This is a genomic window from Pseudomonas taiwanensis DSM 21245, assembly GCF_000425785.1.
Lineage (GTDB): Bacteria > Pseudomonadota > Gammaproteobacteria > Pseudomonadales > Pseudomonadaceae > Aquipseudomonas > Aquipseudomonas taiwanensis.
Genome location: NZ_AUEC01000039.1, coordinates 14,428 through 36,825, shown reverse-complemented (window position 1 = coordinate 36,825; position 22,398 = coordinate 14,428). Strand labels below are relative to the sequence as shown.

At 63.5% G+C, this 22,398-nt stretch carries 22 protein-coding genes; 2 read left to right on the top strand and 20 right to left on the bottom strand.

Features of this window, described 5'->3' with window-relative positions:
• Positions 1-5 precede the first annotated feature (5 nt).
• The 9 genes from mltG to H620_RS25870 form a co-directional block, all read right to left on the bottom strand.
• Positions 6-1,181 carry an endolytic transglycosylase MltG gene (gene mltG, locus H620_RS0117185; protein WP_023379411.1) on the bottom strand — a complete coding sequence of 392 codons (1,176 nt, stop codon included), beginning with the start codon at positions 1,179-1,181 and terminating at the stop codon, positions 6-8.
• Between the two features lie 4 nt (positions 1,182-1,185).
• The gene (pabC, locus tag H620_RS0117180; protein ID WP_023379410.1) at positions 1,186-2,001 is read right to left on the bottom strand and encodes an aminodeoxychorismate lyase; all 816 of its coding nucleotides are present in this window, start codon (positions 1,999-2,001) and stop codon (positions 1,186-1,188) included.
• Positions 2,001-3,245 carry a beta-ketoacyl-ACP synthase II gene (gene fabF / locus H620_RS0117175; RefSeq protein WP_023379409.1) on the bottom strand — a complete coding sequence of 415 codons (1,245 nt, stop codon included), beginning with the start codon at positions 3,243-3,245 and terminating at the stop codon, positions 2,001-2,003. The genes pabC and fabF overlap by 1 nt, the downstream gene beginning before the upstream one ends.
• 174 nt (positions 3,246-3,419) lie before the next feature.
• Positions 3,420-3,656: an acyl carrier protein gene (gene acpP, locus H620_RS0117170; RefSeq protein ID WP_009685065.1), complete on the bottom strand. Its 237-nt coding sequence runs from the start codon at positions 3,654-3,656 to the stop codon at positions 3,420-3,422.
• A gap of 202 nt (positions 3,657-3,858) precedes the next feature.
• The gene (gene fabG, locus H620_RS0117165) at positions 3,859-4,599 is read right to left on the bottom strand and encodes a 3-oxoacyl-ACP reductase FabG (protein ID WP_023379408.1); all 741 of its coding nucleotides are present in this window, start codon (positions 4,597-4,599) and stop codon (positions 3,859-3,861) included.
• 15 nt (positions 4,600-4,614) lie between these two features.
• On the bottom strand, positions 4,615-5,553 hold the full coding sequence (gene fabD / locus H620_RS0117160) for an ACP S-malonyltransferase (RefSeq protein WP_023379407.1): 939 nt from the start codon (positions 5,551-5,553) through the stop codon (positions 4,615-4,617).
• Positions 5,554-5,793: 240 nt separating this feature from the next.
• Positions 5,794-6,804 (bottom strand): phosphate acyltransferase PlsX, encoded by a 1,011-nt coding sequence (plsX, locus tag H620_RS0117155; RefSeq protein WP_081669717.1) that lies wholly within the window; start codon positions 6,802-6,804, stop codon positions 5,794-5,796.
• A gap of 3 nt (positions 6,805-6,807) precedes the next feature.
• Complete coding sequence (rpmF, locus tag H620_RS0117150; protein ID WP_010223221.1) at positions 6,808-6,990, bottom strand: 50S ribosomal protein L32; 183 nt, start codon at positions 6,988-6,990, stop codon at positions 6,808-6,810.
• Between the two features lie 13 nt (positions 6,991-7,003).
• Positions 7,004-7,531 carry a YceD family protein gene (locus H620_RS25870; protein WP_023379405.1) on the bottom strand — a complete coding sequence of 176 codons (528 nt, stop codon included), beginning with the start codon at positions 7,529-7,531 and terminating at the stop codon, positions 7,004-7,006.
• A 96-nt stretch (positions 7,532-7,627) separates the two neighbouring features.
• Between H620_RS25870 and H620_RS0117140 the strand changes: the two genes are divergently transcribed.
• On the top strand, positions 7,628-8,206 hold the full coding sequence (locus H620_RS0117140) for a Maf family protein (protein WP_027907749.1): 579 nt from the start codon (positions 7,628-7,630) through the stop codon (positions 8,204-8,206).
• A 282-nt stretch (positions 8,207-8,488) separates the two neighbouring features.
• On the opposite strand, the gene H620_RS0117135 is transcribed toward H620_RS0117140, so the two are convergent.
• Genes H620_RS0117135 through rluC form a run of 3 tightly spaced genes read right to left on the bottom strand, consistent with a single transcriptional unit; the run spans position 8,489 to position 11,118 of the window.
• Positions 8,489-9,475: a S49 family peptidase gene (locus H620_RS0117135; RefSeq protein ID WP_027907748.1), complete on the bottom strand. Its 987-nt coding sequence runs from the start codon at positions 9,473-9,475 to the stop codon at positions 8,489-8,491.
• Positions 9,476-9,477: 2 nt separating this feature from the next.
• Positions 9,478-10,158 (bottom strand): HAD family hydrolase, encoded by a 681-nt coding sequence (locus tag H620_RS0117130; RefSeq protein WP_027907747.1) that lies wholly within the window; start codon positions 10,156-10,158, stop codon positions 9,478-9,480.
• Between the two features lie 3 nt (positions 10,159-10,161).
• Entirely contained in the window at positions 10,162-11,118 is a 957-nt protein-coding gene (gene rluC / locus H620_RS0117125; RefSeq protein WP_027907746.1) for a 23S rRNA pseudouridine(955/2504/2580) synthase RluC, read from the bottom strand.
• Positions 11,119-11,900: 782 nt separating this feature from the next.
• Between rluC and rne the strand changes: the two genes are divergently transcribed.
• Positions 11,901-15,083, top strand: coding sequence for a ribonuclease E (gene rne / locus H620_RS0117120; RefSeq protein WP_027907745.1), 3,183 nt, complete (start codon positions 11,901-11,903; stop codon positions 15,081-15,083).
• Positions 15,084-15,451: 368 nt separating this feature from the next.
• On the opposite strand, the gene murB is transcribed toward rne, so the two are convergent.
• The 8 genes from murB to H620_RS25865 form a co-directional block, all read right to left on the bottom strand.
• A complete protein-coding gene (murB, locus tag H620_RS0117115; protein ID WP_027907744.1) occupies positions 15,452-16,471 on the bottom strand; it encodes a UDP-N-acetylmuramate dehydrogenase in 1,020 nt (339 codons plus the stop codon).
• A complete protein-coding gene (locus H620_RS0117110) occupies positions 16,468-16,932 on the bottom strand; it encodes a low molecular weight protein-tyrosine-phosphatase (RefSeq protein WP_023379398.1) in 465 nt (154 codons plus the stop codon). Before H620_RS0117110 ends, murB begins: the two co-directional genes overlap by 4 nt.
• The gene (gene kdsB, locus H620_RS0117105) at positions 16,932-17,696 is read right to left on the bottom strand and encodes a 3-deoxy-manno-octulosonate cytidylyltransferase (RefSeq protein ID WP_027907743.1); all 765 of its coding nucleotides are present in this window, start codon (positions 17,694-17,696) and stop codon (positions 16,932-16,934) included. Before kdsB ends, H620_RS0117110 begins: the two co-directional genes overlap by 1 nt.
• The gene (locus H620_RS0117100) at positions 17,693-17,878 is read right to left on the bottom strand and encodes a Trm112 family protein (RefSeq protein WP_003247142.1); all 186 of its coding nucleotides are present in this window, start codon (positions 17,876-17,878) and stop codon (positions 17,693-17,695) included. The genes kdsB and H620_RS0117100 overlap by 4 nt, the downstream gene beginning before the upstream one ends.
• 44 nt (positions 17,879-17,922) lie before the next feature.
• The gene (gene lpxK, locus H620_RS0117095) at positions 17,923-18,924 is read right to left on the bottom strand and encodes a tetraacyldisaccharide 4'-kinase (RefSeq protein WP_023379396.1); all 1,002 of its coding nucleotides are present in this window, start codon (positions 18,922-18,924) and stop codon (positions 17,923-17,925) included.
• Positions 18,924-19,358: an ExbD/TolR family protein gene (locus tag H620_RS0117090; RefSeq protein WP_023379395.1), complete on the bottom strand. Its 435-nt coding sequence runs from the start codon at positions 19,356-19,358 to the stop codon at positions 18,924-18,926. Before H620_RS0117090 ends, lpxK begins: the two co-directional genes overlap by 1 nt.
• Positions 19,355-19,990 (bottom strand): MotA/TolQ/ExbB proton channel family protein, encoded by a 636-nt coding sequence (locus tag H620_RS0117085; protein ID WP_023379394.1) that lies wholly within the window; start codon positions 19,988-19,990, stop codon positions 19,355-19,357. Before H620_RS0117085 ends, H620_RS0117090 begins: the two co-directional genes overlap by 4 nt.
• Before the next feature lie 126 nt (positions 19,991-20,116).
• Positions 20,117-22,354 (bottom strand): DNA internalization-related competence protein ComEC/Rec2, encoded by a 2,238-nt coding sequence (locus tag H620_RS25865; protein ID WP_049818808.1) that lies wholly within the window; start codon positions 22,352-22,354, stop codon positions 20,117-20,119.
• Positions 22,355-22,398 lie beyond the last annotated feature (44 nt).

Below are 22,398 nucleotides of genomic sequence, written 5' to 3'. Positions count from 1 at the left end.
AGTCCTTAGTGTTGTTCGTCGGGCGTTGGCTCATTGGCCGGCGCCGCTTCGCTTTCAGAAGATGGCGCCTGCTCTTGCGACTCGCCTGGTTCGGGTTCGGACTGCGCATCCGGTGCCAGCGTCGTCTCGCTGGCGCCAGGCTGGCCTTGCGGTGCCGGGCTGGAGCGGTAATCGGCGCGGCGCTTGAGCTGGAACTCTCGCACGGCCGAATTGTGGTCGTCCAGATCATCGGAAAACACGTGGCTGCCGTCGCCGCGGGCGACGAAGTACAGGCTGGAACCATCGGACGGGTTGAGCGCGGCATGGATCGCTTCGCGTCCGACCATAGCGATCGGCGTCGGCGGCAGGCCGGTCATGGTGTAGGTATTGTAAGGGGTTGGCTCGCGCAGGTCGGCACGGGTGATCTTGCCGTTGTAACGCTCGCCCATGCCGTAGATCACCGTGGGGTCGGTCTGCAGCATCATGCCCAGGCGCAAGCGGCGCACGAACACACCCGCGATCTGGCCACGCTCCTGAGGAATGCCGGTTTCCTTTTCCACCAGCGAGGCCATGATCAGCGCCTGGTAAGGGTCACGGTAGGGCAAGTCGGTCGTGCGCTCGGCCCACTCCTTGGCGAGCACTTCTTCCAGACGCATGTACGCCTGCTGCAACAGCTCGACATCGGTCATGCCGCGTACGAAGCGATAGGTGTCAGGGAAGAAGCGCCCCTCGGGGAATACGCCGGTATGGCCGAGCCTGTCCATTACTTCCGAATCCGAAAGTCCGTCCAGGGTGTGCTTGATCTTCTCGTGCTTGGCCACGGCCGAACGCACCTGGCGGAAGGTCCAGCCTTCCACCAGGGTCAGGTTGTACTGCACCACGTCAGCGCGGCGCCAGGCGTCGAACAATTCACCCACGGTCATGCCGGGGGTCAAGCGATATTCGCCGGTGTGCAAAGGAGTGCCAGCCATGTTGAAGCGCCAATACAGGCGCAACCACAGGGCGTCGTCGAGCAGCCCCTCGTTCTGCATGCGGTAGAACATGCGGTTCGGGGTGGTGCCATTGGGCACATCGAGCAAGCGCTCTTGGGCCACTTGCAGAGGCTGCTCCAGCACCGAGTTGACTTTCCAGGCCGACCAGCCAAATGCCAGGCCAGCCAGGATCAACCCCATTTCCAGCAGCAGCAGGAATTTGCGTCTCACGAATTCAGGTTTCCAGTAACGTACGGGCAACGGCCTGCAGTTTACGAGTGAGCGGCCCCGGCGACCAGTTCAGCGCAGCCAATGCCCGCACCGGCCAGATGCCATAGACGCTGTTGCAGACAAACACCTCGTCCGCCTGCTGCAGCTCGCCGAAGGCCAGGTCACGGACCTGCACCGGGATTGCCAGCGCCTGTGCCTGTTCGAGCAAGGCCCCACGCATCACGCCAGCCACGCCGCAACGACGCAGATCGGCGGTGAGCAACACGCCGTCACGCACCATGAACAGGTTGCTGTAGACCCCTTCGATCACCCTGCCCTGCCCATCTCGCATCAGGCCTTCGGCATGTTCGCTGTCCTGCCATTCGGCGCGGGCCAGCACCTGCTCCAGGCGGTTGAGGTGTTTGAGGCCGGCAAGCAGCGGTTGTTCCCCGAGGCGGGTCTGACACTCGAACAAGCGCACGCCAAGTTCGGCATGCTGCTCAGGATAGCTGGGCAGCGGGCTGGCTTGCAGGATGCGCCGGGGGGCAGCGCCGGGAGCCGGAGCGTAGCCGCGCTGACTATCGCCTCGGGTGAGGATCAGCTTGGCGACACCGTCGCCGAGCTGACTGGCATAACGCAGGACTTCATCGCGGACCAGGGCCAGGTCGGCGTCGATGCCCAGACGCTGGCAACCCAGCGCCAGGCGGGCGAAATGGCCCTCCAGCAAGCTGGGCCGCCCACTGCGCACGGCGAGGGTCTCGAACAGGCCATCGCCGTAGGCCAGGCCGCGATTCTGCAGATTGACCGCAGTCGCCGGCTGGCCGTCGATCCAGCTGTGCATCAACCGGCGAACCGGCGGAACACCAGCGAACCGTTGGTGCCGCCAAAGCCGAAGGAGTTGGACAGTACAACGTCGATATTCATGCTACGTGCTTCGTGGGGCACGAAGTCGAGGTCGCAGCCTTCATCCGGCTCGTCCAGGTTGATGGTAGGCGGCGCCATCTGGCTGTTGATGGCCAGGACGCTGAAAATCGCCTCCACCGCACCGGCGGCACCCAGCAGGTGACCGGTCATCGACTTGGTGGAGCTCACGGCCAGCTTGTAGGCATGTTCGCCGAACACGCGCTTGATCGCGGCCACTTCGGCGACATCACCGGCGGGGGTAGACGTACCGTGGGCGTTGATGTAGCTCACTTCCTCAGGCTGGATACCGGCATCGCGCAGGGCATTGGCCATGCAGCGGGCAGCGCCTTCACCGGAGTCGGGCGGCGAGGTCATGTGGTACGCGTCGCCGCTCATGCCGAAACCAACCAGCTCGGCATAGATGGTGGCGCCACGGGCCTTGGCGTGTTCCAGCTCTTCGAGTACCAGGGCACCGGCACCATCGGACAGCACGAAGCCATCACGGCCTTTGTCCCAGGGACGGCTGGCGCGGGTCGGCTCGTCATTGCGCGTAGACAGCGCGCGGGAGGCGCCGAAGCCGCCCATGCCCAGGCCGCAAGCGGCCATTTCGGCGCCGCCGGCAATCATCACGTCGGCTTCGCCGTAGGCGATGTTGCGCGCAGCCATGCCGATGCAATGGGTACCCGTGGTACACGCGGTGGCAATGGCGTAGTTCGGCCCCTGCAGACCCAGGTGGATCGACAGGAAACCCGAGATCATGTTGATGATCGAACCCGGCACGAAGAACGGCGAAATACGGCGCGGCCCCTGCTCGTGCAGGGTGCGGCTAGTGTCCTCGATGTTGGTCAGACCGCCGATCCCCGAGCCCATGGCCACGCCAATGCGTTCACGGTTGGCATCGGTCACTTCCAGACCGGCGTTACGCACTGCCTGGAAGCCGGCCGCCAGGCCGTACTGGATGAACAGGTCAAGTTTGCGAGCCTCTTTGGCCGACAGGTATTGCTCGACCTCGAAGCCCTTCACCGAGCCGCCAAAACGGGTGGAGTAGGCAGACAGGTCCGTGTGTTCGATCGGACCGATGCCACTGCGGCCAGCCAGAATGCCCTGCCAGGTGCTCGGTACATCGGTACCCAGTGGCGACAGCATACCCATACCGGTGACCACGACGCGTCTACGCGACACAGTACTCTCCTTTTCTAATAACAGAGTTTCTTGCCATTGCATTCAAGGCAACGGAATGAAATGGCAACAAGCTCTCGATGCTCGTTGCGCGACGCAGGCGCCTCGCAAAGAAAAAACCGCACGCCGGCAAAGGCAGTGCGGTTTTTCCCGACAAGAAGCGTCGACTAAAACGTCTTAAGCCTGGTGGTTTTTGACGTAGTCGATAGCAGCTTGAACGGTAGTGATCTTCTCGGCTTCTTCGTCAGGGATTTCGGTCTCGAATTCCTCTTCCAGAGCCATCACCAGCTCAACGGTGTCAAGCGAATCGGCACCCAGGTCATCGACGAAGGACTTCTCAGCAGTCACTTCTTCTTCCTTGACGCCCAGTTGCTCGGCGACGATTTTCTTGACGCGTTCTTCGATGGTGCTCATACCTAGTTTTCACTCCTAATGGACATATGTCAGGCAGCTGGCCGGTGTCCAAGTTTATAGAAAGACGTTCGCTTTTCAAGCGGAACACACCTTCGTATGACTCGACCAAGCCTCTGCCTGGAATCTGGTTGCAGCTTTATAACGGATTTTAGGCTCGGAGTATGACTCTTTTTTTAAGCAATCCGTCACATTGAGTTGCAGTTTACATGTACATCCCGCCGTTCACCGGCACAGTAGCGCCGGTGACATAGGCTGCGCCGTCGGATGCCAGGAAGGAAACCACCTTGGCGATTTCCTCGGCCTGGCCCAGGCGGCCCAGCGGAATTTCCTTCTGCAGAGCCTCGCGCTGCGCTTCTGGCAGTTCACGGGTCATGTCAGTGTCGATGAAGCCTGGGGTCACCGAGTTGACGGTGATGCCACGCGAGCCGACTTCGCGGGCCAGGGCGCGGCTGAAGCCTTCCAGACCGGCCTTGGCGGCGGCATAGTTGGCCTGACCTGCGTTACCCATGGCACCGACCACCGAGCCGATGCTGATGATACGACCCCAACGCGCCTTGGTCATGCCGCGCAGCACGCCCTTGGACAGACGGTAGAGGCTGTTCAGGTTGGTGTCGATGACGTCGAACCACTCGTCGTCCTTCATGCGCAGCATGAGGTTGTCGCGGGTGATGCCAGCGTTGTTGACCAAGATAGCCGGAGCGCCGAACTGCTCGGCAATGGCGGACAGCACGGCGTCGACGGATTCGGCGCTGGTGACGTTCAGTTCCATGCCGGTACCGGCAATACCGTGCTCTTTCAGGGTGGCAGCGATGCGCTCGGCGCCGGAAGCCGAAGTGGCGGTACCGATCACGGTCGCGCCCTGGCGGCCCAGCTCGAGGGCGATGGCCTGGCCGATACCACGGCTGGCGCCGGTGACCAGTGCAACTTTACCTTGCAGGCTCATGCAAGCTTCTCCAAATCAGGCCAGCGCCGCACGGGTGGCAGCGACGGCATCAGGGGTATTGAGGTTGTAAGTGGTCACGCCATCCGCGCAACGCTTGTTCAGGCCTGCCAGAACCTTGCCAGGGCCGCATTCGACCAGGTTGACGGCGCCATTGGCCGCCAGGGTCTGCACGCACTCGACCCAGCGTACCGGCTGGTACAACTGCGCCAGCAGGTCCTGCTTGAGTGTATCGAGGTCGGCGGCGATAGCGGCGGTGACGTTCTGCACGACCGGAATCTGCGGGGCCTTCCATTCGATGGCGTTGACCGATTCGGCGAAACGCTCGGCGGCAGGCTTCATCAGGGCGCAGTGCGACGGCACGCTGACCGCCAGCGGCAGGGCGCGCTTGGCACCCTTGGCCTTGCACAGCTCGATGGCACGGTCGACCGCAGCCTTGTTACCGGCGATGACCACCTGGCCCGGCGAGTTGAAGTTGACCGCACTGACCACTTCGTCTTCAGCCGCTTCTGCACAAATTTCCACGACCACGGCGTCATCCAGGCCAAGGATCGCTGCCATGGCGCCGTGACCAGCAGGCACGGCCTCTTGCATCAGCTGACCGCGCCGTTCGACCAGGCGAACGGCGTCCTTCAGCGACAGACTGCCAGCGGCGACCAGCGCGCTGTACTCACCCAGGCTATGGCCGGAAACGAAGGCTGGCTGCGCGCCGCCCTCTTCCAGCCACAGGCGCCACAACGCGATGGAGGCGGTAAGGATGGCCGGCTGGGTTTTGTCGGTTTGGTTGAGTTGTTCTTCCGGGCCTTCCTGGACCAGTTTCCACAGGTCGTAACCCAGAGCGTCAGAGGCCTCTTTGAAGGTCTCGATGATCACCGGCTTCTCGGCGCCGAGCTCGGCAAGCATGCCCAGCGACTGGGAACCTTGACCGGGAAAGACGAATGCGAGGGATGCAGACATTGAACAAGCCCTTATGATCTTGTCGTCGGATAGGGTGCGTCGGGCCTTGGGCCGGACGCGGAATCTGAAAGCTTGGATGAAGACGCAGACCAAGCGGTCACATTTAAGCACTTCATCGGCGATATGCCTAAGGCCTTTGTCGTGTCAGCCGCGACCTCATCACCAACAGGAAGGCGCACACCGCAAGCGTGCGCGCCATGCAGAAGCCGGCTTGCCTGCGAAGCGGCCAATGCCGGCAAACTAAGGCAACAGGTCTTCAAGCCGACCATGCAGGCGCTGCGGCAGGTTCTCCTGAATCTCGATCAACGCTCGCTGGATCGCACTCTGGAAACCCTGCACGCCCGCCGAGCCATGGCTCTTGATGACGATACCCTGCAACCCCAGGAAGCTGGCACCATTGTGCCGTGCAGGCGCAAGGTCGTCCTGCAGACGCTTGAGCAAAGGCATGGCCAAGGCACCGGCGGCACGCGATAGCACACCACCCTTGAACAGCTTCTCGATGCGCGCACCGATCATGGTCGCCAGGCCCTCACTGGACTTGAGCAGGATATTGCCGACGAAACCGTCGCACACCACCACATCCGCTTCGCCGCGGTACAGGCCGTCACCTTCGACGAAACCGACGTAGTTGAGGCCCCGGGCGTTCTGCAGCAAGGTGGCCGCCAGCTTGACCTGCTGGTTGCCCTTGATGTCCTCGGTGCCGATATTCAACAGCGCCACGCGCGGGCGATGAATACCCAACGCCTGTGCGGCCACCGAACCCATCACGGCGAACTGGTAGAGGTTTTCGGCGCTGCAGTCGACATTGGCGCCCAGGTCGAGCAACTGGCAGTAGCCCGTCTGGGTAGGGATCGCCGCCACCATGGCCGGCCGATCGATGCCGGGCAAGGTCTTGAGCACGAAGCGCGACAGCGCCATCAGCGCCCCGGTGTTGCCAGCGCTCACGCAGGCCTGGGCCTTGCCATCACGCACCAGTTCAAGGGCAATGCGCATCGACGAATCCGGCTTGCCCCTTAACGCCTGGGAGGGCCGCTCGTCCATGCCGACCACCTCACTGGCCGCAACAATCTGCAGGCGCGCGCGATCCGCAGCCGGTAGGCCGCTGACAAGCTCTTCGAGGAGGGAGGGTTGACCGACGAGGGTCAGGTGTAGCGAGGGAGTAGCCGAAAGGCAGGCAATGCTTGCCTGGACAATGCTGCGGGGACCGAAGTCCCCGCCCATTGCGTCGATCGCGATGATCTGAGCGGACAAGGATTACTCGTCAGCGCCCTTGTCGATCACTTTGCGACCACGGTATACGCCTTCTGGCGACACGTGGTGACGCAGGTGTACTTCACCGGTGGTTTTCTCTACCGACAGCGCGTTTTCCGACAGGGCGTCGTGGGAACGGCGCATGTCACGGGCAGAGCGGGATTTTTTGTTCTGCTGAACAGCCATAATTGATTAACTCCTAAACGTTTGGGTCACGCTTTAACTGCGCCAAAACACTGAACGGGTTGGACCGCGATACCTCGTCCTTGCTCGATTCGGGCTCGTCTGCGCCCGCCGGCTGCTGGCATTCTTCCGGATGATGAGCAGGCACGATTGGCAAGGCGAGCAGAAGCTCTTCCTCGATCAATGCCTGCAGATCCAAAGGATCTTCGCCCAGTTCCAGCACGTCATAGCCTTTCGGCAACGACTGGGTATTCGCACCCTCCTTCACCACAGCGTATGTACATTCACTGTGAATCGGCAGGGTGACCAGCTCAAGACAACGCTGGCAAACCATTTTGACTTCGACATCCAGCTCGCTGTGGATAACCACCACGTGCTGTTCATCTCGTTCAAAATCGAACTTCGCCTGCACCGTACCGACATCGTCGGAAAGCGGGTCGCAGAGTCTTTCCAAATCAGCGAGTAGCAGCGAACCATTAATGGTTACGCCACGATCGGCTAATTTGCGCGGGTCAACGTGAGGTGGAATCGGGTCATTCAACATAGGCGCAGCATTCTAGGGATGCCCCCCGCCCCTGTCAAAGGAAATTCGGCGGCATCTCACATGTTAGAATTCGGTTCAAACGATCAGGAGTCTATCATGCTTCCCTTGTTACTGGCTTCCAGCTCTCCCTATCGGCGCGAACTGCTTGAGCGCCTGCGCCTGCCCTTTATCTGGGCAAGCCCCGACGTAGACGAGCGCAGGCTTGATGACGAGCCGGCTACGGAGCTGGTTCGACGTCTTGCCAGACAGAAGGCGCAAGCACTGGCGGTCAGCTACCCGGACCACCTGATTATCGGCTCCGACCAGGTAGCGGTGCTCGGCGAACAGATCCTCGGCAAGCCCCATACGTTCGAACGGGCCTGCGAGCAACTGCTGGAGGCCAGCGGACAGCAAGTGACCTTCCTGACCGGCCTGGCGCTACTGAACAGCGCCACAGGGCAATGCCAGGTCGATTGCGTGCCGTTCACGGTGACGATGCGAGAGCTGGATCGAGCGCGCGTGGAGCGTTACGTGGAAGCGGAACGACCACTCGATTGCGCGGGCAGCTTCAAGGCAGAAGGGTTGGGCGTGAGTTTGTTCAAGAGCACCCATGGGTGCGATGCGACCAGCCTGATCGGGCTGCCGTTGATTCGGCTGGTGGATATGTTGAAGGTTGAGGGGGTGGCAGTGCCCTAGTACGGCCTGGGGGCTTCGGCGCGAGTGAGATCGAGCGCCGCCCGCGCGGCGCATCGCGAGCAAGGCTCGCTCCTACGTCTGTTTCGGGCCAATTATGCCTGTGGGATCTGCGCGCGACCGCTTTGGTGCTGGGCGCGATATTGAGCCGTACAAACAAGGCGGTCGCGCGCGCCTATTGCTGGGGTTACTGGCCCGAAACAAACGTAGGAGCGAGCCTTGCTCGCGATGCGCCGCGCGGGCGGCGCTCGATCTCACACCCACCTCAGCGCGCGCGACGATCACTCAACGCAACTGAACCCCCTGGAACCCCATCCACATCGCCAGGTGCTCCGCCACACTGGCACCAATGCGCTTGGAGAACCGATCGAACGGCGACTCTTCCACAGTGAAGTCCACCAGTGTTTTCTCGCCAACGACCTCACGCGCCACATAGCTGGCACTGCCCAGGCCATCCACCAACCCCAGCGCCTTGGCCTGCTCACCGGACCAGATCAGGCCACTGAACAGCTCCGGATGCTCCTTGTCCTTCAAACGATCGCCCCGCCCCTGCTTGACCATGGCGATGAACTGCTGATGCGTGGTGTTCAGCACACCCTGCCAGAACGCCCTCTCCTCAGGCTTCTCAGGCGAGAACGGATCAAGGAAGGCCTTGTGCTCGCCTGCCGTATAGGTGCGACGCTCGACACCGAGCTTCTCCATCGAGCCAACGAAGCCATAACCCGCCGCGGTAACCCCGATAGAACCCACCAAGCTAGCCTTGTCGGCATAGATTTCGTCAGCGGCGCTGGCAATGTAGTAGGCACCGGAAGCCCCCAGATCGCTGATCACCGCATAGAGCTTGATAGCCGGGTATTCGGCCCGCAGACGCCGGATCTCGTCATACACGTAACCCGCCTGAACCGGACTGCCCCCCGGGCTGTTGATGCGCATCACCACGGCCTTGGTCTTGGCATCCCTGAACGCCTCGCGCAGCCCCTTGACGATATTGTCGGCGCTGGCTGCTTCCTGGTCGGCAATCACCCCACGCACCTCGACCAGCGCGGTGTGACTGGCACTGCGCGAAGCCGCCTTGTCCACACCCATCATCGGCATGAACAGGAACAAGATACCGAACAGGTAGAGAAAGGTCAGCAGCTTGAAGAAAATCCCCCAGCGGCGCGCGCGGCGCTGCTCCTGAACACCCGCCAGCAGGGTCTTCTCCAGCAACTTCCAGCTCTTGCGCTCTTCGCCGTCACCTTCGGGCTCGGGCGCCTTCCATTCGTCAGCCATGCTCACCTACCTTGGAATTGAACGTGCGCGGAACCGGACAGCCAGTCGCGCAACTGAGAAAAATGATCGATGCACACTTGCGGGCCAAATTCGGCCAACGCGTGCAGCGACATGGCGCCATAACCCACTGCAACCGAGTGCATGCCGGCATTGCTGGCCATTTGCAGGTCGAATGCCGAATCCCCCACCATCAACGCACGCCCGGCATCGACCCGGCAGTGGCCGAGAATCTGCTCGAGCATCAGCGGGTGCGGCTTGCCGCGCGACTCATCCGCCGCACGCGCAATATCGAAAAAGTGCTCCCAGCCATTGGCCTTGAGCACCCGATCCAGGCCTCGACGGGCCTTGCCAGTGGCCACCGCCAAGCGGTAGCCCTCGGCACGAAACGCTTCCAGCGACTCCACCACGCCGTCGAACAACGGCGAAGGCTGTTGATCCAGAGCCACGTAAATATCGGCATAGTGCTGACGGAAACGTTCAACCTGCACAGCATCGAGATGCGGATACAGCGTGGCAATGGCCTCATCTAGCGCCAGGCCGATGATCCCTTTCACCGCCTCATCATCACTTGGCAACTCGCCAGCGCGCTCGGCAGCGACGTTCATGGCATGAACGATGCGACCAATGGAATCGGCCAGAGTGCCGTCCCAGTCGAAGATCAACAGCTCGTAACGGCTTCGCATGGATCAGCTCGCACTCAAGCGTTCAATGGTCTTGGCCCACATTTCATCCACGGGCGCTTCGAGCTTGAGCTCACCACCATCCGGCAGCGGCACGGTCAGGGCATAGGCATGCAGGAACAGGCGCTTGCCACCCAGCTCGCGGATCTCGCGGGAGAAATCTTCGTCACCATACTTGCTGTCGCCGGCAATCATGTGACCGGCATGCAAGGTGTGCACGCGTATCTGATGGGTACGACCGGTGATCGGACGCGCCTCGACGATGGTCGCGAACTCACCGAAACGGCGCAGGACGCGGAACAGCGTCAACGCCTCCTTGCCCTCTTCATCCACCTCGACCATACGCTCACCGGAGCGCAGGTTGCTCTTCTGCAAGGGCGCACTCACCTGCTTCTTGGACGCCGGCCAATGTCCGCGCACCAGCGCCATGTAGCGCTTGTCGACGCCATCACCGCGCAACGCGGCATGCAGGTGGCGCAACATGCTGCGCTTCTTGGCAATCATCAGCAGGCCAGAGGTGTCGCGGTCCAGGCGGTGCACCAACTCCAGCTCCTTGGCTTCCGGACGCAATTGACGCAGCGCTTCGATCACACCAAAGCTCAGGCCGCTACCGCCATGCACGGCGATGCCAGCCGGCTTGTTCATCACGATCAGCGCCTTGTCTTCGTAGACGATGGCCGCCTCCAACCGCTGCAACAAGCCCTGGGCGACCGGCGCTGGCTCGTCGCGCTCAGGCAGCCGGACAGGCGGTACACGGACGATGTCGCCAGCCTGAATCTTGTATTCAGGCTTGACCCGCCCCTTGTTCACCCGCACCTCACCCTTGCGCAGGATGCGGTACACAAGTGTCTTGGGCACGCCCTTGAGGGCCGTAATGAGAAAATTGTCGATGCGTTGGCCGGCAAGTTCCGGCGCGACTTCGATCAGCTGAACGCCGGAAGTCGGAGGGGTATTGGTCGTCATGGCGGGATCATAACAATTTTTTATGGAATTGAAGCACTTAATCATTACTGCTATAGTCGCGAACGCCGCCAAAAGCGGCAGGCCAGCGGCACCAGGCTCTTCGCCGGCCCTGACCAACGCAATTCTCGAGGACGCGAGGCCGTCCGACGGGGTTTTCGCCAGTTTACCGAATTGCCTGGAATCGCCACCAGCGCTGTGTAGAGAAGACCGAAAAAAAACGACAAGTGCGGTGTTTCACCTGCTTACCCGATTCTTTTCGCTGCACCTCTGCCCGCCCGTCGCTTCCACGCAACGTTTGGCGAATGCTTCGGAAATACCTGCCTCGGACATGAATGGCGCCAGCCCAGAACATGCGCTGGCGAAAAATGCAACCCGTTGCGGATTCAGCGCGCGGCAGCACCCGAATTATCAGGGATACGTGCAGGGTGGAGATGCACAGCCCTCGGACCGTGTAGCACCGCGTCCGGCCACCGGCCCACTGAATGGCCGGCGAGCGGATAAGGTCCTGAACAGATGCCTCCGGGCGTCCACGGCTGACGGTTGATTCCTCCTCCTGACTGAGTGCACGAGGCCTGCTTGGTTGATTCGGATACCACAGGCTTCATGACACCGCAGCAAACAGGACGCGTCGTCGCGACAACGGCAGGCTGGGCAACCGGCTGGTGCCGAACGTCGCCAGACACGGGGGTGGCCTTACCACCCTTTGCGCACCTTGGCACCGACCATGAGAAGTCGTGTGTGCCGAACGCCGTTTCCGGCAGCCCGGAAACCGACGGTACAACATGAAAAGAATGCTGATTAACGCGACTCAACCCGAAGAGTTGCGTGTAGCCCTGGTGGACGGCCAACGTCTCTACGACCTGGACATCGAGTCCGGGGCCCGCGAGCAGAAAAAGGCCAACATCTACAAAGGCAAGATCACCCGGATCGAACCTAGCCTCGAAGCCGCCTTCGTCGACTTCGGCTCCGAACGTCACGGCTTCCTGCCGCTGAAAGAAATCTCCCGCGAATACTTCAAGAAAGCCCCTGAAGGCCGCGTCAACATCAAGGAAGTCCTCAGCGAAGGCCAGGAGGTCATCGTCCAGGTCGAGAAGGAAGAGCGCGGCAACAAAGGCGCCGCCCTGACCACCTTCATCAGCCTGGCTGGTCGCTACCTGGTATTGATGCCCAACAACCCGCGCGCCGGTGGCATCTCCCGCCGCATCGAAGGCGAAGAGCGCAACGAGCTGCGCGAAGCCCTGAACGGCCTCACCGTTCCCGGCGACATGGGCCTGATCGTGCGCACCGCCGGCCTGGGCCGCAGCAGCGAAGAAATGCAGTGGGACCTCGACTACCTGCTACAGCTGTGGACCGCCATCAAGGAAGCATCCCAAGATCGCGCCGCGCCTTTCCTGATCTACCAGGAAAGCAATGTCATCATCCGCGCCATCCGCGACTACCTGCGCCAGGACATCGGCGAAGTGCTGATCGACAGCATCGACGCCCAGGAAGAAGCCCTGACCTTCATTCGCCAGGTCATGCCGCAGTACGCCAGCAAGGTCAAGCTGTACGAAGACAGCGTGCCGCTGTTCAACCGTTTCCAGATCGAAAGCCAGATCGAGACCGCCTTCCAGCGCGTCGTCGACCTGCCGTCCGGCGGCTCGATCGTGATCGACCCGACCGAAGCCCTGGTGTCCATCGACATCAACTCGGCGCGCGCCACTAAAGGTAGCGACATCGAGGAAACCGCCCTGCAGACCAACCTGGAAGCGGCCGAGGAAATCGCCCGCCAACTGCGCCTGCGCGACATCGGCGGCCTGATCGTCATCGACTTCATCGACATGACCCCGGCCAAGAACCAGCGTGCCGTCGAAGAACGCGTGCGCGAATGCCTCGAAGCCGACCGCGCCCGTGTCCAGGTTGGCCGCATTTCGCGTTTCGGCCTGCTGGAAATGTCCCGTCAGCGCCTGCGTCCGTCGCTGGGCGAAAGCAGCGGTATCGTCTGCCCACGCTGCTCCGGCACCGGCATCATCCGTGACGTCGAGTCGCTGTCGCTGGCGATTCTGCGCCTGATCGAAGAAGAAGCGCTGAAAGACCGCACCGCCGAGGTTCGCGCCCAAGTGCCGATCCCAGTCGCGGCCTTCCTGCTCAACGAGAAACGCAACTCGATCACCAAGATCGAACTGCGTACCCGTGCGCGCATCATCATCCTGCCGAACGATCACCTGGAGACACCGCACTTCGAAGTCCAGCGCCTGCGCGACGACAACCCGGACGTGCTGAACAACCAGTCCAGCTACGAAATCGCCGCCGCCGAGACCGAAGAAGCGCCGCAGCCGACCGCCACCCGCACCCTGGTTCGTCAGGAAGCCGCTGTCAAGACCGCCCCGGCCCGCGCCAACGCACCGGTCCCGAGCGCTGAAGAACAGCCTGCCGCAACACCCGCCCCGGCCCCGGCCCCGAGCGCACCAGAACCAAGCCTGTTCAAAGGCCTGGTGAAGTCGCTGGTCAGCCTGTTCGCCGGCAAGGAAGAGCCTGCCGCAGCGCCAGCGGTCGCCGCCGAGAAGCCCGCTACCGAACGCCCTCAACGCAACGAAGAGCGTCGTAACGGTCGCCAGCAGAGCCGCAACCGAAACGGCCGTCGCGACGACGAACGCAAGCCGCGTGAAGAGCGTGCCGAGCGCGCCCCCCGCGAAGAGCGCCAGCCGCGTGAGGAACGTGCACCGCGCGAGGAGCGTGTCGCCCGCGAAGAGCGCGCCCCACGCGAGGAGCGTCAACCACGCCAACCCCGCGAAGATCGCCGTGCCAACCGTGAAGAGCGGGTACGCGAACTGCGCGAACCGCTGGACGCCGCACCGACCGCGCGTGAAGAACGTCAGCCCCGAGAAGAACGCGCACCGCGTGAAGAGCGTGCGCCTCGCGAAGAACGTGCACCGCGTGAGGAACGCGCGCCACGTGAAGAGCGCGCTCCGCGTGAAGAACGAGCACCACGCGAAGAGCGGGCTCCGCGTGAAGAACGCGCCCCACGCGAAGAACGCGCCCCCCGTGAGGAGCGTGCGCCGCGCCCACCGCGTGAGGAGCGCCAGCCTCGCGCTAGCGAACAGGCTGCGGAGCAGGCCGAAGAGCAACTGCCGAACGAAGAGCAACTGCAGGACGAGCTGGAAGGTGCCGATGGCGAGCGCCCACGCCGCCGTTCGCGCGGTCAGCGTCGTCGCAGCAACCGCCGTGAGCGCCAGCGCAATGCCAACGGCGAGCTGATCGAAGGCAGCGAGGAAGAAGGCAGCGAAGAGCAGCCACAACAGCACCAGGCCACCGAGCTGGGTGCCGAACTGGCAGCCGGCCTGGCCGTCACCGCCGCGGTCGCCACCAGCAACATCAGCGCCACCGCCGAGGCCGAAGCCAATCAGCAGGCAGAGCGTGCCACCGCTGAAGTCGCCAGCACTGAAACCGTCGAAGCGCCTCAGGCTGCCGAGCAGGTTGAAGCAAGCGTCAAGGCTGAACAGGCTGAAGAAGTGGCGATTGCCCCTGCGGTCGAACAGCCAGTCAGCGAGCCGGTCGCTCCGGTTGAAGCCAGTGTCGAGCCGGCAGTGGAAGTCGCGCCACAGCCTGCGGTAGAAGAAGCCTCTGCGGTGGTTGTCGAAGCGCCGGCGGAAGTAGCCGCCGTTGAAGCACCTGCCGTCGAAGTCGAGCAGGCACCTGTGGTCGTTGAAGCGGCCCCGGTTGCCGAGCCCGTGGTCGAGGCCCCGGCGGTCGGAGCCCAGCCCGAAGTAGCGGCCGAGCCCGCCCCTGTGGTTTCCGAGCCAGCAGCGGCTGAAGCACCTGCTACCGTGATGCTGCCAAACGGCCGTGCACCGAACGACCCACGTGAAGTGCGCCGCCGCCGCCTCGAAGCCGAAGCAGCGGCCAAGGCTGCGCAAGAAGCGGCTGCGTCGGCTGGAGAGCCAGCGCTGGAAACCGCTGACGAGCAGAAGCCACACCACGGTTGATGCCATCGCCTGAGTGAAAAAGCCCCGCCAGTGCAAACTGGGCGGGGCTTTTTCTTGGGGAGCGTTTTGATTTGAGGATGGATGCGCTTGTCGGAGGTTTTTCAGCGGCTTTGAGATCGAGCGCCGCCCGCGCGGCGCATCGCGAGCAAGGCTCGCTCCTACGCTTGTTTCGGGCCAATGAGTCCTGCGGGATTTGCGCGCGAGCGCTCTGTCACACGACGCAAGAAAGCGGTCACGTGCGCCTGTCACAGACATGTTTGGCCGTAAACAAGCGTAGGAGCGAGCCTTGCTCGCGATGCGCCGCGCGGGCGGCGCTCGATTTACCCACCACCTCTAAACCCAAGACAAGCGCAAGGCAACCCCAGCCCTCAGTAGAGGTTGGGCTCCATCTCCAACTCAACCCCAAACCGTTCGTAAATATCCGCTTGAATCCGTCGCGCCAGATCATGCAACTGCGCCCCACTTGCCTGGCCATGATTGACCAGCACCAGCGCCTGCAACCGATGCACGCCGGCATCCCCATCACGGTAGCCCTTCCAGCCCGCCTGTTCGATCAACCAACCCGCCGCCAGCTTGACCTGGCCATCGGCCTGGGCATACGCCACCACGCCTGGATGCTGTGCACGAATTCGCTCAGCCACCGCTGCGGGTACCACCGGGTTCTTGAAGAAGCTCCCGGCATTGCCAAGCTCGGCCGGATCAGGCAATTTCTCGCGACGAATGCTGCAGATCGCGTCGCTTATCGCTTGCGCAGTCGGCTGTTCGATGCCTTGCTCCACCAGACGCTGGCGCACCGGGCCGTAATCCAGATGCGCCTGCAAGGCTCGGCTCAGGGCAAAGCGCACGCGCAAGATCAGCCAGCGGCCTGGGTTGCGCTTGAATACGCTGTCACGGTAGCCGAACGCGCATTCTTCCAGGGCAAAATCCCGCACCTCGCCGGTTTCCCGGTCGAGCGCGGTCAACCCAGCGAACACGTCCTTGATCTCGACGCCATAGGCACCCACGTTCTGCATTGGCGCCGCGCCAACAGTGCCGGGGATCAAGCTCAAGTTCTCAAGACCACTGAAACCCTTCGCCAACGTCGATTGCACGAAAGGATGCCAGGGCTCACCGGCCTCGGCCTCGACCACCACGCGACTGCCATCGTCCAGCAACACCCGCTGGCCGCGACTGGCCATGTGCAGCACCAGTGCGTCGATGTCGCGGGTCAGCAGCAGGTTACTGCCTCCCCCCAGAACGAACACCGGCACGTTACACTGCTGCGCCTCGGCCAACGCCGCGCGCACTTCGGCATCGCTGTGGGCCTGGAAAAAATATCGTGCCTTCACGTCGATGCCGAAGGTGTTGTAGGCCTTGAGCGATACCTGCTCCTGCCAATGCGCCGTCATAACCGCCCCTTGATTTCCACGACCAGCTCGCGGCATGCCGCTTCGATCAGGTCCAGCACGCGCTCGAAACCTTCTGCCCCACCGTAGTAAGGGTCTGGCACTTCGTCGAGCTCAGCACCGTAGCGGCGCAGGAACAGGTCCAGCTCGCCTTTTGCCGTATGCGGACGTAGGGCGCGCAGGTGGCTGAGGTTGCTTTCATCCATGGCCAGAATCAGGTCGTACTCGGTGAAATGCGCCGCCTTCACCTGCTGCGCACGTTGCTGCGACAGGTCGTAGCCACGCGCCAGCGCCGCCTTGCTGGTGCGGCTGTCAGGGGCTTTGCCCACATGCCATTCAGCCGTGCCGGCCGAGGCCACGTGCACCTGGTCGGCCAGGCCAGCGGCCCGCAGTTGATGGCGTAGCACCCCTTCGGCGGTCGGCGAACGGCAGATGTTGCCCAGGCAGACGAACAGAACGCGCATCAGGCCTCCAGCAAGCGCCGGACGCGCTCCAGGTCTTCAGGGGTATCCACACCCACCGCTGGCGCTTCGATCGCATCTTCGACGTGAATACGCACGCCATGCCACAGGGCGCGCAGCTGTTCCAGTGCCTCGGTCTGCTCGAGCCAGCATGGGCCCCAGCTGACGAAGTCCTGGAGGAAGCCCACGCGGTAGGCGTACATGCCAATATGGCGGCGGTAAGGCACGCTCTCGGGCAGTCGATCGCGGTCCTTGGCGAAAGCATCGCGAGCCCACGGCAGTGGCGCGCGGCTGAACGTGAGGGCCAGCCCGTTCTTGTCGCTGACCACCTTGACCGCGTTGGGATTGAACACCGCCTGCGGCTCGTGGATCGGCTCTGCCAGGGTGGCAATGCCCGCTTCCGGGTGGGCCGCCAGGTTAGCCGCCACCTGGTCGATGATCACCGGGGGAATCAGCGGCTCGTCGCCTTGCACGTTGACCACGATGGCATCGGCAGGCAGTCCCAGGTGGGCCGCCACTTCGGCCAGACGGTCGGTGCCGGACTCGTGGTCGGCACGGGTCATCAGCACTTCGGCGCCGAATGCCTGGCAGGCTTCGACGATACTGCTGTCGTCGGTGGCGATCACAACGCGGTTGGCACCGCTCTTGCGGGCCTGTTCCCAGACGTGCTGGATCATCGGCTTGCCGGCGATCGGCAACAGCGGTTTGCCCGGAAGGCGCGTGGAGCGCAGGCGGGCCGGAATGACCACGGTGAAGTTCAGGTTCATTTGTCCAGACGCTCGTCGTCGGTCAGGGTGCGAGCCTCGCTCTCCAGCATAACCGGGATGCCATCGCGGATCGGGTAGGCAAGGCCTGCACCCTTGCTGATCAGCTCGGTCTTGTCGGCGCTGAGCTTGAGCGGGCCCTTGGTGATCGGGCAGGCCAGGATGTCGAGCAGTTTGGTGTCCATGGAAAGCGTCCTTGAGGCCAGGTGGCCGTGTGTTGAATAAGGGCTCAGGGCTGGGGCAGCAAGCGCTGCAGCTGGCCGTCGAACCAGCCGACGAACGCTGGCGAGGGCTGCGCCTCGACGGTGAGGTACCACCAGTCATCCGCTGCGAAGGCCCGGCATTTGACCGCATCTTTCTCGGTCATGACCAGCGGCAACGGAGGGCTGAAGGCCAGGCTTTCAGCGCTGAACTGCGCGTGGTCAGCGAAAGGATGCGGCACCGGCTGCCAGTTTAGCCCTAGGAGGGTGTTGAAGAAACGTTGGGGGTTGCCGATGCCCGCCACGGCGTGCAGTGCCTGGCCGGCAGGGAAATGGTCCAGCGCACGACGCTCGCCACTGCGCAGGTTGACCAGCGCAGAGGGCTGCAGGCTGAAGGCGAAACCACCCTCGCGGTCAGCGCTGGCGCCGTTGAGCAGCACCGCATCGGCCGCCTGCAGGCGCTCGGCTGGCTCGCGCAAGGGCCCAGCCGGCAAGCAGCGGCCATTGCCCAGGCCACGGGCGGCGTCGATCAGCACCAGTTCCAGGTCGCGGGCAAGGCGGTAGTGCTGCATGCCGTCGTCGCACAGGATCAGGTCCAGTGGTTCGCTGGCCAGCAGCGCCTGCACGGCGCGGGAGCGGTCTGGGTCGATCATCAACGGCACGCCTGTGCGCTGGACGATCAGCAACGGCTCGTCGCCGGCCTGTTCGGCACTGTGCTCAGCGCTGACGCGCCACGGCAACTGCGGCGGCTTGGCGCCATAGCCACGACTGACCACGCCGACCTTGAGCCCGCGCTGGCGGCAGTGGTCGATCAACCACAGAATCATCGGTGTCTTACCGGTACCGCCGACGGTGATGTTGCCCACCACGATGACCGGCACCGGCGCACGGTAGCTGGGGCTTTCGCCGCTGAGAAATCGCGCGCGCTTGCCCACCACCACACGCCGGTACAAGGCTTCGAGCGGGCGCAGCAGGGCCAGGGCCGGGTGCCCGGCATACCAGGCCGCGAGCAGACGGTCGGCGAAGGCCATCAAGGCGTCCCCTGGGCAGCCTCGACAGTGGTCATGCGCAGGTGGCTGAAACCGAGCTTACCGGCAGCATCCATCGCAGTGACCACGGCCTGGTGCGGGGTTTTGCCATCGGCGCTAATGGCCAGTGGCAACGTAGTGTCACCACCGGATTCGCGCTCGATGGCCTCGGTCAGGGTGGCCAGGTCGCTCTTGGGCAGCAGGTGGTTGTTCACCGAGTACACGCCATCGGCACTGATGGTGATTTCCACCAGTTTGTCCTGGTCGGCTGGTGGCTGCTCTGCACTGGCGGCCTCGGGCAGTTCGACCCGCAACTGGGTTTCGCGGGTGAAGGTGGTGGTGACGACGAAGAACAGCAGCAGCACGAACACCACGTCGATCAGCGACGCGAGGTTGATGTCGACGTTCTCCCGCTGGCGATTGCGCCGGAACTTCACGCCTTGCCTCCAGCCACTTCCACTTCGCGGTCGCCCTGGATCACTTCCACCAGCTTGATCGCTTCCTGCTCCATGCCGACCACCAGCTCATCGATGCGGCGCAGCAGGAAGCGATGGAAGAACACTGCCGGAATACCGACCATCAGGCCCGCAGCGGTGGTGACCAGGGCCTTGGAGATCCCCCCGGCCAACACGGCAGCATTGGCGGTCATCTGCGAGCCCATGAAGGCACTGAAGATGTCGATCATGCCCAACACGGTGCCCAGCAGGCCGAGCAGCGGAGCCATGGCGGCGATGGTGCCCAAGGTGCTGATGTAGCGCTCCAGTTCGTGGATGACGCGCGAGGCGGCTTCCTCGATGCACTCTTTCATGATTTCGCGGCCATGGCGGGAGTTGGCCAGGCCTGCGGCGAGGATTTCACCCAGCGGCGAGTCGGCGCGCAAGGCCTTGAGCTTGTCACTGGTAAGCTGTTTGTCCTTGATCCAGATCCACACCTGGCCCAACAGGTGCGGCGGAGTGACACGGCTGGCGCGCAGGGTCCACAGGCGCTCGACGACGATAGCCATGGCGGCGATGGAGCTCAGAATGATCGGCAGCATCATCCAACCGCCGGACTTGACCAATTCCCACACAGTAAACGCCCCTTCGGAAAAAGGCCGCCACTCTACCATAGGACCGGAGGGGGCTCATCTGCCGGAGGTCAGGGAATTGTGCCGACGGCACTGGCCCTATCGCCGCGAAGCCGGCTCCCACAGGCATCAGCGCGGTACCTGGCTGGATGGCGAGGGGGCTGCCGCACGCCAGAAACGCCGCTGCGCACGCAGGCCCTCTACCCCACCGCGATGCCCCAGGCGCAAGCGCAATGCCCCCTCCACCGCCGTATCATGAATCACCACGCCATGGCGCCGGTAGCGTTCGATCACCTGCGGGTGCGGATGGCCAAACCCATTGTTGCGCCCTCGAGAAATCAACACGCCACGCGGCTTGGTGGCCTTGATGAAAGCCTCGGTGGACGACGTGCGACTACCGTGATGGGGCGATTGCAACCAGTCGATGTCGGGCTGCTCGCTGGCGGCCAGCCAGGCACGCTCGGCACCCGCCTCCATGTCACCCGCCAAAAGCAGCCGCTCGCCTTGCGCCTCGACCAGTAGCACGCAAGAGCGGTCATTGCTGCCTTGCGCCTCGGGCCATCGCCACAGCGAAAATCGCACGCCATCCCATTCCCAGCGCTCATCGCTGACGCAGGGCTGCGCTCCAGACAGCGCCTGTGCCTCTCCCGCCAGCAGGCGCCCGATGGGCAACCCGCGCGCCACAGCCTGCGCGCCACCGGCGTGGTCGGCATGGGCATGGCTGATCAGCATCATGTCCAGGCGGCTCACCCCCAGCTTGCGCAGGGTCGGCAGCACCACCCATTCACCTAGGTCGCTGTCACCGCGTGCCGGCCCTGCATCGTACAGAAGGCTGTGGGTTCGGGTTCGCAGCAGTACCGCCAACCCTTGGCCGACATCCAATTGCCAGACCTCCACCTGCCCCTGCGGCACCTGCTCTGGCGGTACCCACAAGGCCAGCAGCATCACCCCACCCAAGCCACGCAGTGGCACGCCTCCGGGCAACAACACCAGCAGTGCCCCGCCCGCCACCAACAGCCATGCCCACAGGGGCAATGCAGCGGGCATCCAGGCAGAACGCCAACCCGCCACCTTGCCCAAAAGCCAGAAGAGCAGCTCCAACAAGCCACCCGCCAGCCACAGCAAGCCCTCGCCCACACTGCCCAATGGCAGCAGCAGCGTGCCGAGCAACGCCAGCGGCAACACCGTCAGGCTGATCAAGGGCACTGCAAAGAGGTTGGCCAGGGGCGCACTCAGGCTGACCGGCAGCCCTGTGGCGACCAACACTGGCAGCAGGCCAATGGCGATTACCCACTGCGCACGGGTCCAGGCTTGCCAGGGTCGCCAGCCACCCAGACGTGCGCTGAAGCAGTAAATGAGTACGGCCACCGCGGCGAAAGACAACCAGAACCCGGGCAACAACGCAGCCAATGGCTCGAACAACAGCACCGCGATGAGCGCCAACAGCAAGGGTATCCCGGAACCGATGTGGCGGAAGCGCAGGCGCCAGGCCAGTACCACGGCCAACATCAAACAGGCTCGCTGCACCGGCACGCCCCACCCCGCCAGCCCGCCATACCCCAGCGCCGCCGCCATGGCCAGGCCACAGGCCCACGGCAGCCAAGGCTGGCGATGAGGCCAGAGCCCCCAGCGCGCCAGCCCGGCGACCAACCCGTACAGCAGGCCGGCCACCAGACCGATGTGTTGCCCGGAGATGACCAGCAAGTGCACCGTGCCCGTGGCCTGCAAGGTTTGCCAATCGTCCCGGGCCAATGCCGCTCCATCGCCCAACACCAAGGCAACCAGCGCGGCTTCACGGCCCTGTGCCTGGACCGCGAGCAGCCGCTGACGCAGTTGGTCGCGCCAACTGCCCGCTACGGACGACAGCTTCTCGCCGGCCTTGACCGTGCCGGTTGCGCCGATCCGTCGGGCCAACAGGCTTGCCTCGCGGTCCGGGCCATGGGGGTTGAGCAAGCCTGTCGGACGCTGCAAGGTCACGGCCAGACGCCAGTGTTCGCCCGCGCGCAGCGGCGGACCGTCGAACCAGCTCAGTTGCAGACGGGTCGGTAACTCGGCTCGGCGCGAGAGTGGCTGCGACAACTCAAAACGCACGCCTTGCGCGGTGCGAGTCGGCAACCCGACCACCCTGCCCTCCAGCCATAACGTACGGCCATCGAGCTGCGGCGCCAACCGATCATCCAGGGCCTGCTGGGCCGACCAGCAGGCCCAGCACACGCCCAGCAGAAAACAGGCGACCGGCCACCACCGAACACACAGGCAGCCCAAGCCACAGCACAGCAACAGCAATAGCCAGCCGACCGACGGCAAGGCCGGCAGAAACCCCAGGCACAACAGCCCAATGGCGAGCGCAAGCATCCCTTTGCGCATGAGATAGAGCTCCAGAAGCGAAAATACCTTCTGAGGCATAGACG

What these genes read in the sequence shown, in the direction of transcription:
- rluC (WP_027907746.1), bottom strand. Translation starts at nt 11,118, where the DNA reads ATGACGACCAATACCCCTCCGACTTCCGGCGTTCAGCTGATCGAAGTC.
- H620_RS0117100 (WP_003247142.1), bottom strand. Translation starts at nt 17,878, where the DNA reads ATGGACACCAAACTGCTCGACATCCTGGCCTGCCCGATCACCAAGGGC.
- rpmF (WP_010223221.1), bottom strand. Translation starts at nt 6,990, where the DNA reads ATGGCTGTTCAGCAGAACAAAAAATCCCGCTCTGCCCGTGACATGCGC.
- kdsB (WP_027907743.1), bottom strand. Translation starts at nt 17,696, where the DNA reads ATGAACCTGAACTTCACCGTGGTCATTCCGGCCCGCCTGCGCTCCACG.
- H620_RS25870 (WP_023379405.1), bottom strand. Translation starts at nt 7,531, where the DNA reads ATGTTGAATGACCCGATTCCACCTCACGTTGACCCGCGCAAATTAGCC.
- rne (WP_027907745.1), top strand. Translation starts at nt 11,901, where the DNA reads ATGAAAAGAATGCTGATTAACGCGACTCAACCCGAAGAGTTGCGTGTA.
- fabD (WP_023379407.1), bottom strand. Translation starts at nt 5,553, where the DNA reads ATGTCTGCATCCCTCGCATTCGTCTTTCCCGGTCAAGGTTCCCAGTCG.
- pabC (WP_023379410.1), bottom strand. Translation starts at nt 2,001, where the DNA reads ATGCACAGCTGGATCGACGGCCAGCCGGCGACTGCGGTCAATCTGCAG.
- H620_RS0117110 (WP_023379398.1), bottom strand. Translation starts at nt 16,932, where the DNA reads ATGCGCGTTCTGTTCGTCTGCCTGGGCAACATCTGCCGTTCGCCGACC.
- H620_RS0117135 (WP_027907748.1), bottom strand. Translation starts at nt 9,475, where the DNA reads ATGGCTGACGAATGGAAGGCGCCCGAGCCCGAAGGTGACGGCGAAGAG.
- fabG (WP_023379408.1), bottom strand. Translation starts at nt 4,599, where the DNA reads ATGAGCCTGCAAGGTAAAGTTGCACTGGTCACCGGCGCCAGCCGTGGT.
- H620_RS0117140 (WP_027907749.1), top strand. Translation starts at nt 7,628, where the DNA reads ATGCTTCCCTTGTTACTGGCTTCCAGCTCTCCCTATCGGCGCGAACTG.
- H620_RS0117130 (WP_027907747.1), bottom strand. Translation starts at nt 10,158, where the DNA reads ATGCGAAGCCGTTACGAGCTGTTGATCTTCGACTGGGACGGCACTCTG.
- lpxK (WP_023379396.1), bottom strand. Translation starts at nt 18,924, where the DNA reads ATGGCCTTCGCCGACCGTCTGCTCGCGGCCTGGTATGCCGGGCACCCG.
- H620_RS25865 (WP_049818808.1), bottom strand. Translation starts at nt 22,354, where the DNA reads ATGCGCAAAGGGATGCTTGCGCTCGCCATTGGGCTGTTGTGCCTGGGG.
- murB (WP_027907744.1), bottom strand. Translation starts at nt 16,471, where the DNA reads ATGACGGCGCATTGGCAGGAGCAGGTATCGCTCAAGGCCTACAACACC.
- acpP (WP_009685065.1), bottom strand. Translation starts at nt 3,656, where the DNA reads ATGAGCACCATCGAAGAACGCGTCAAGAAAATCGTCGCCGAGCAACTG.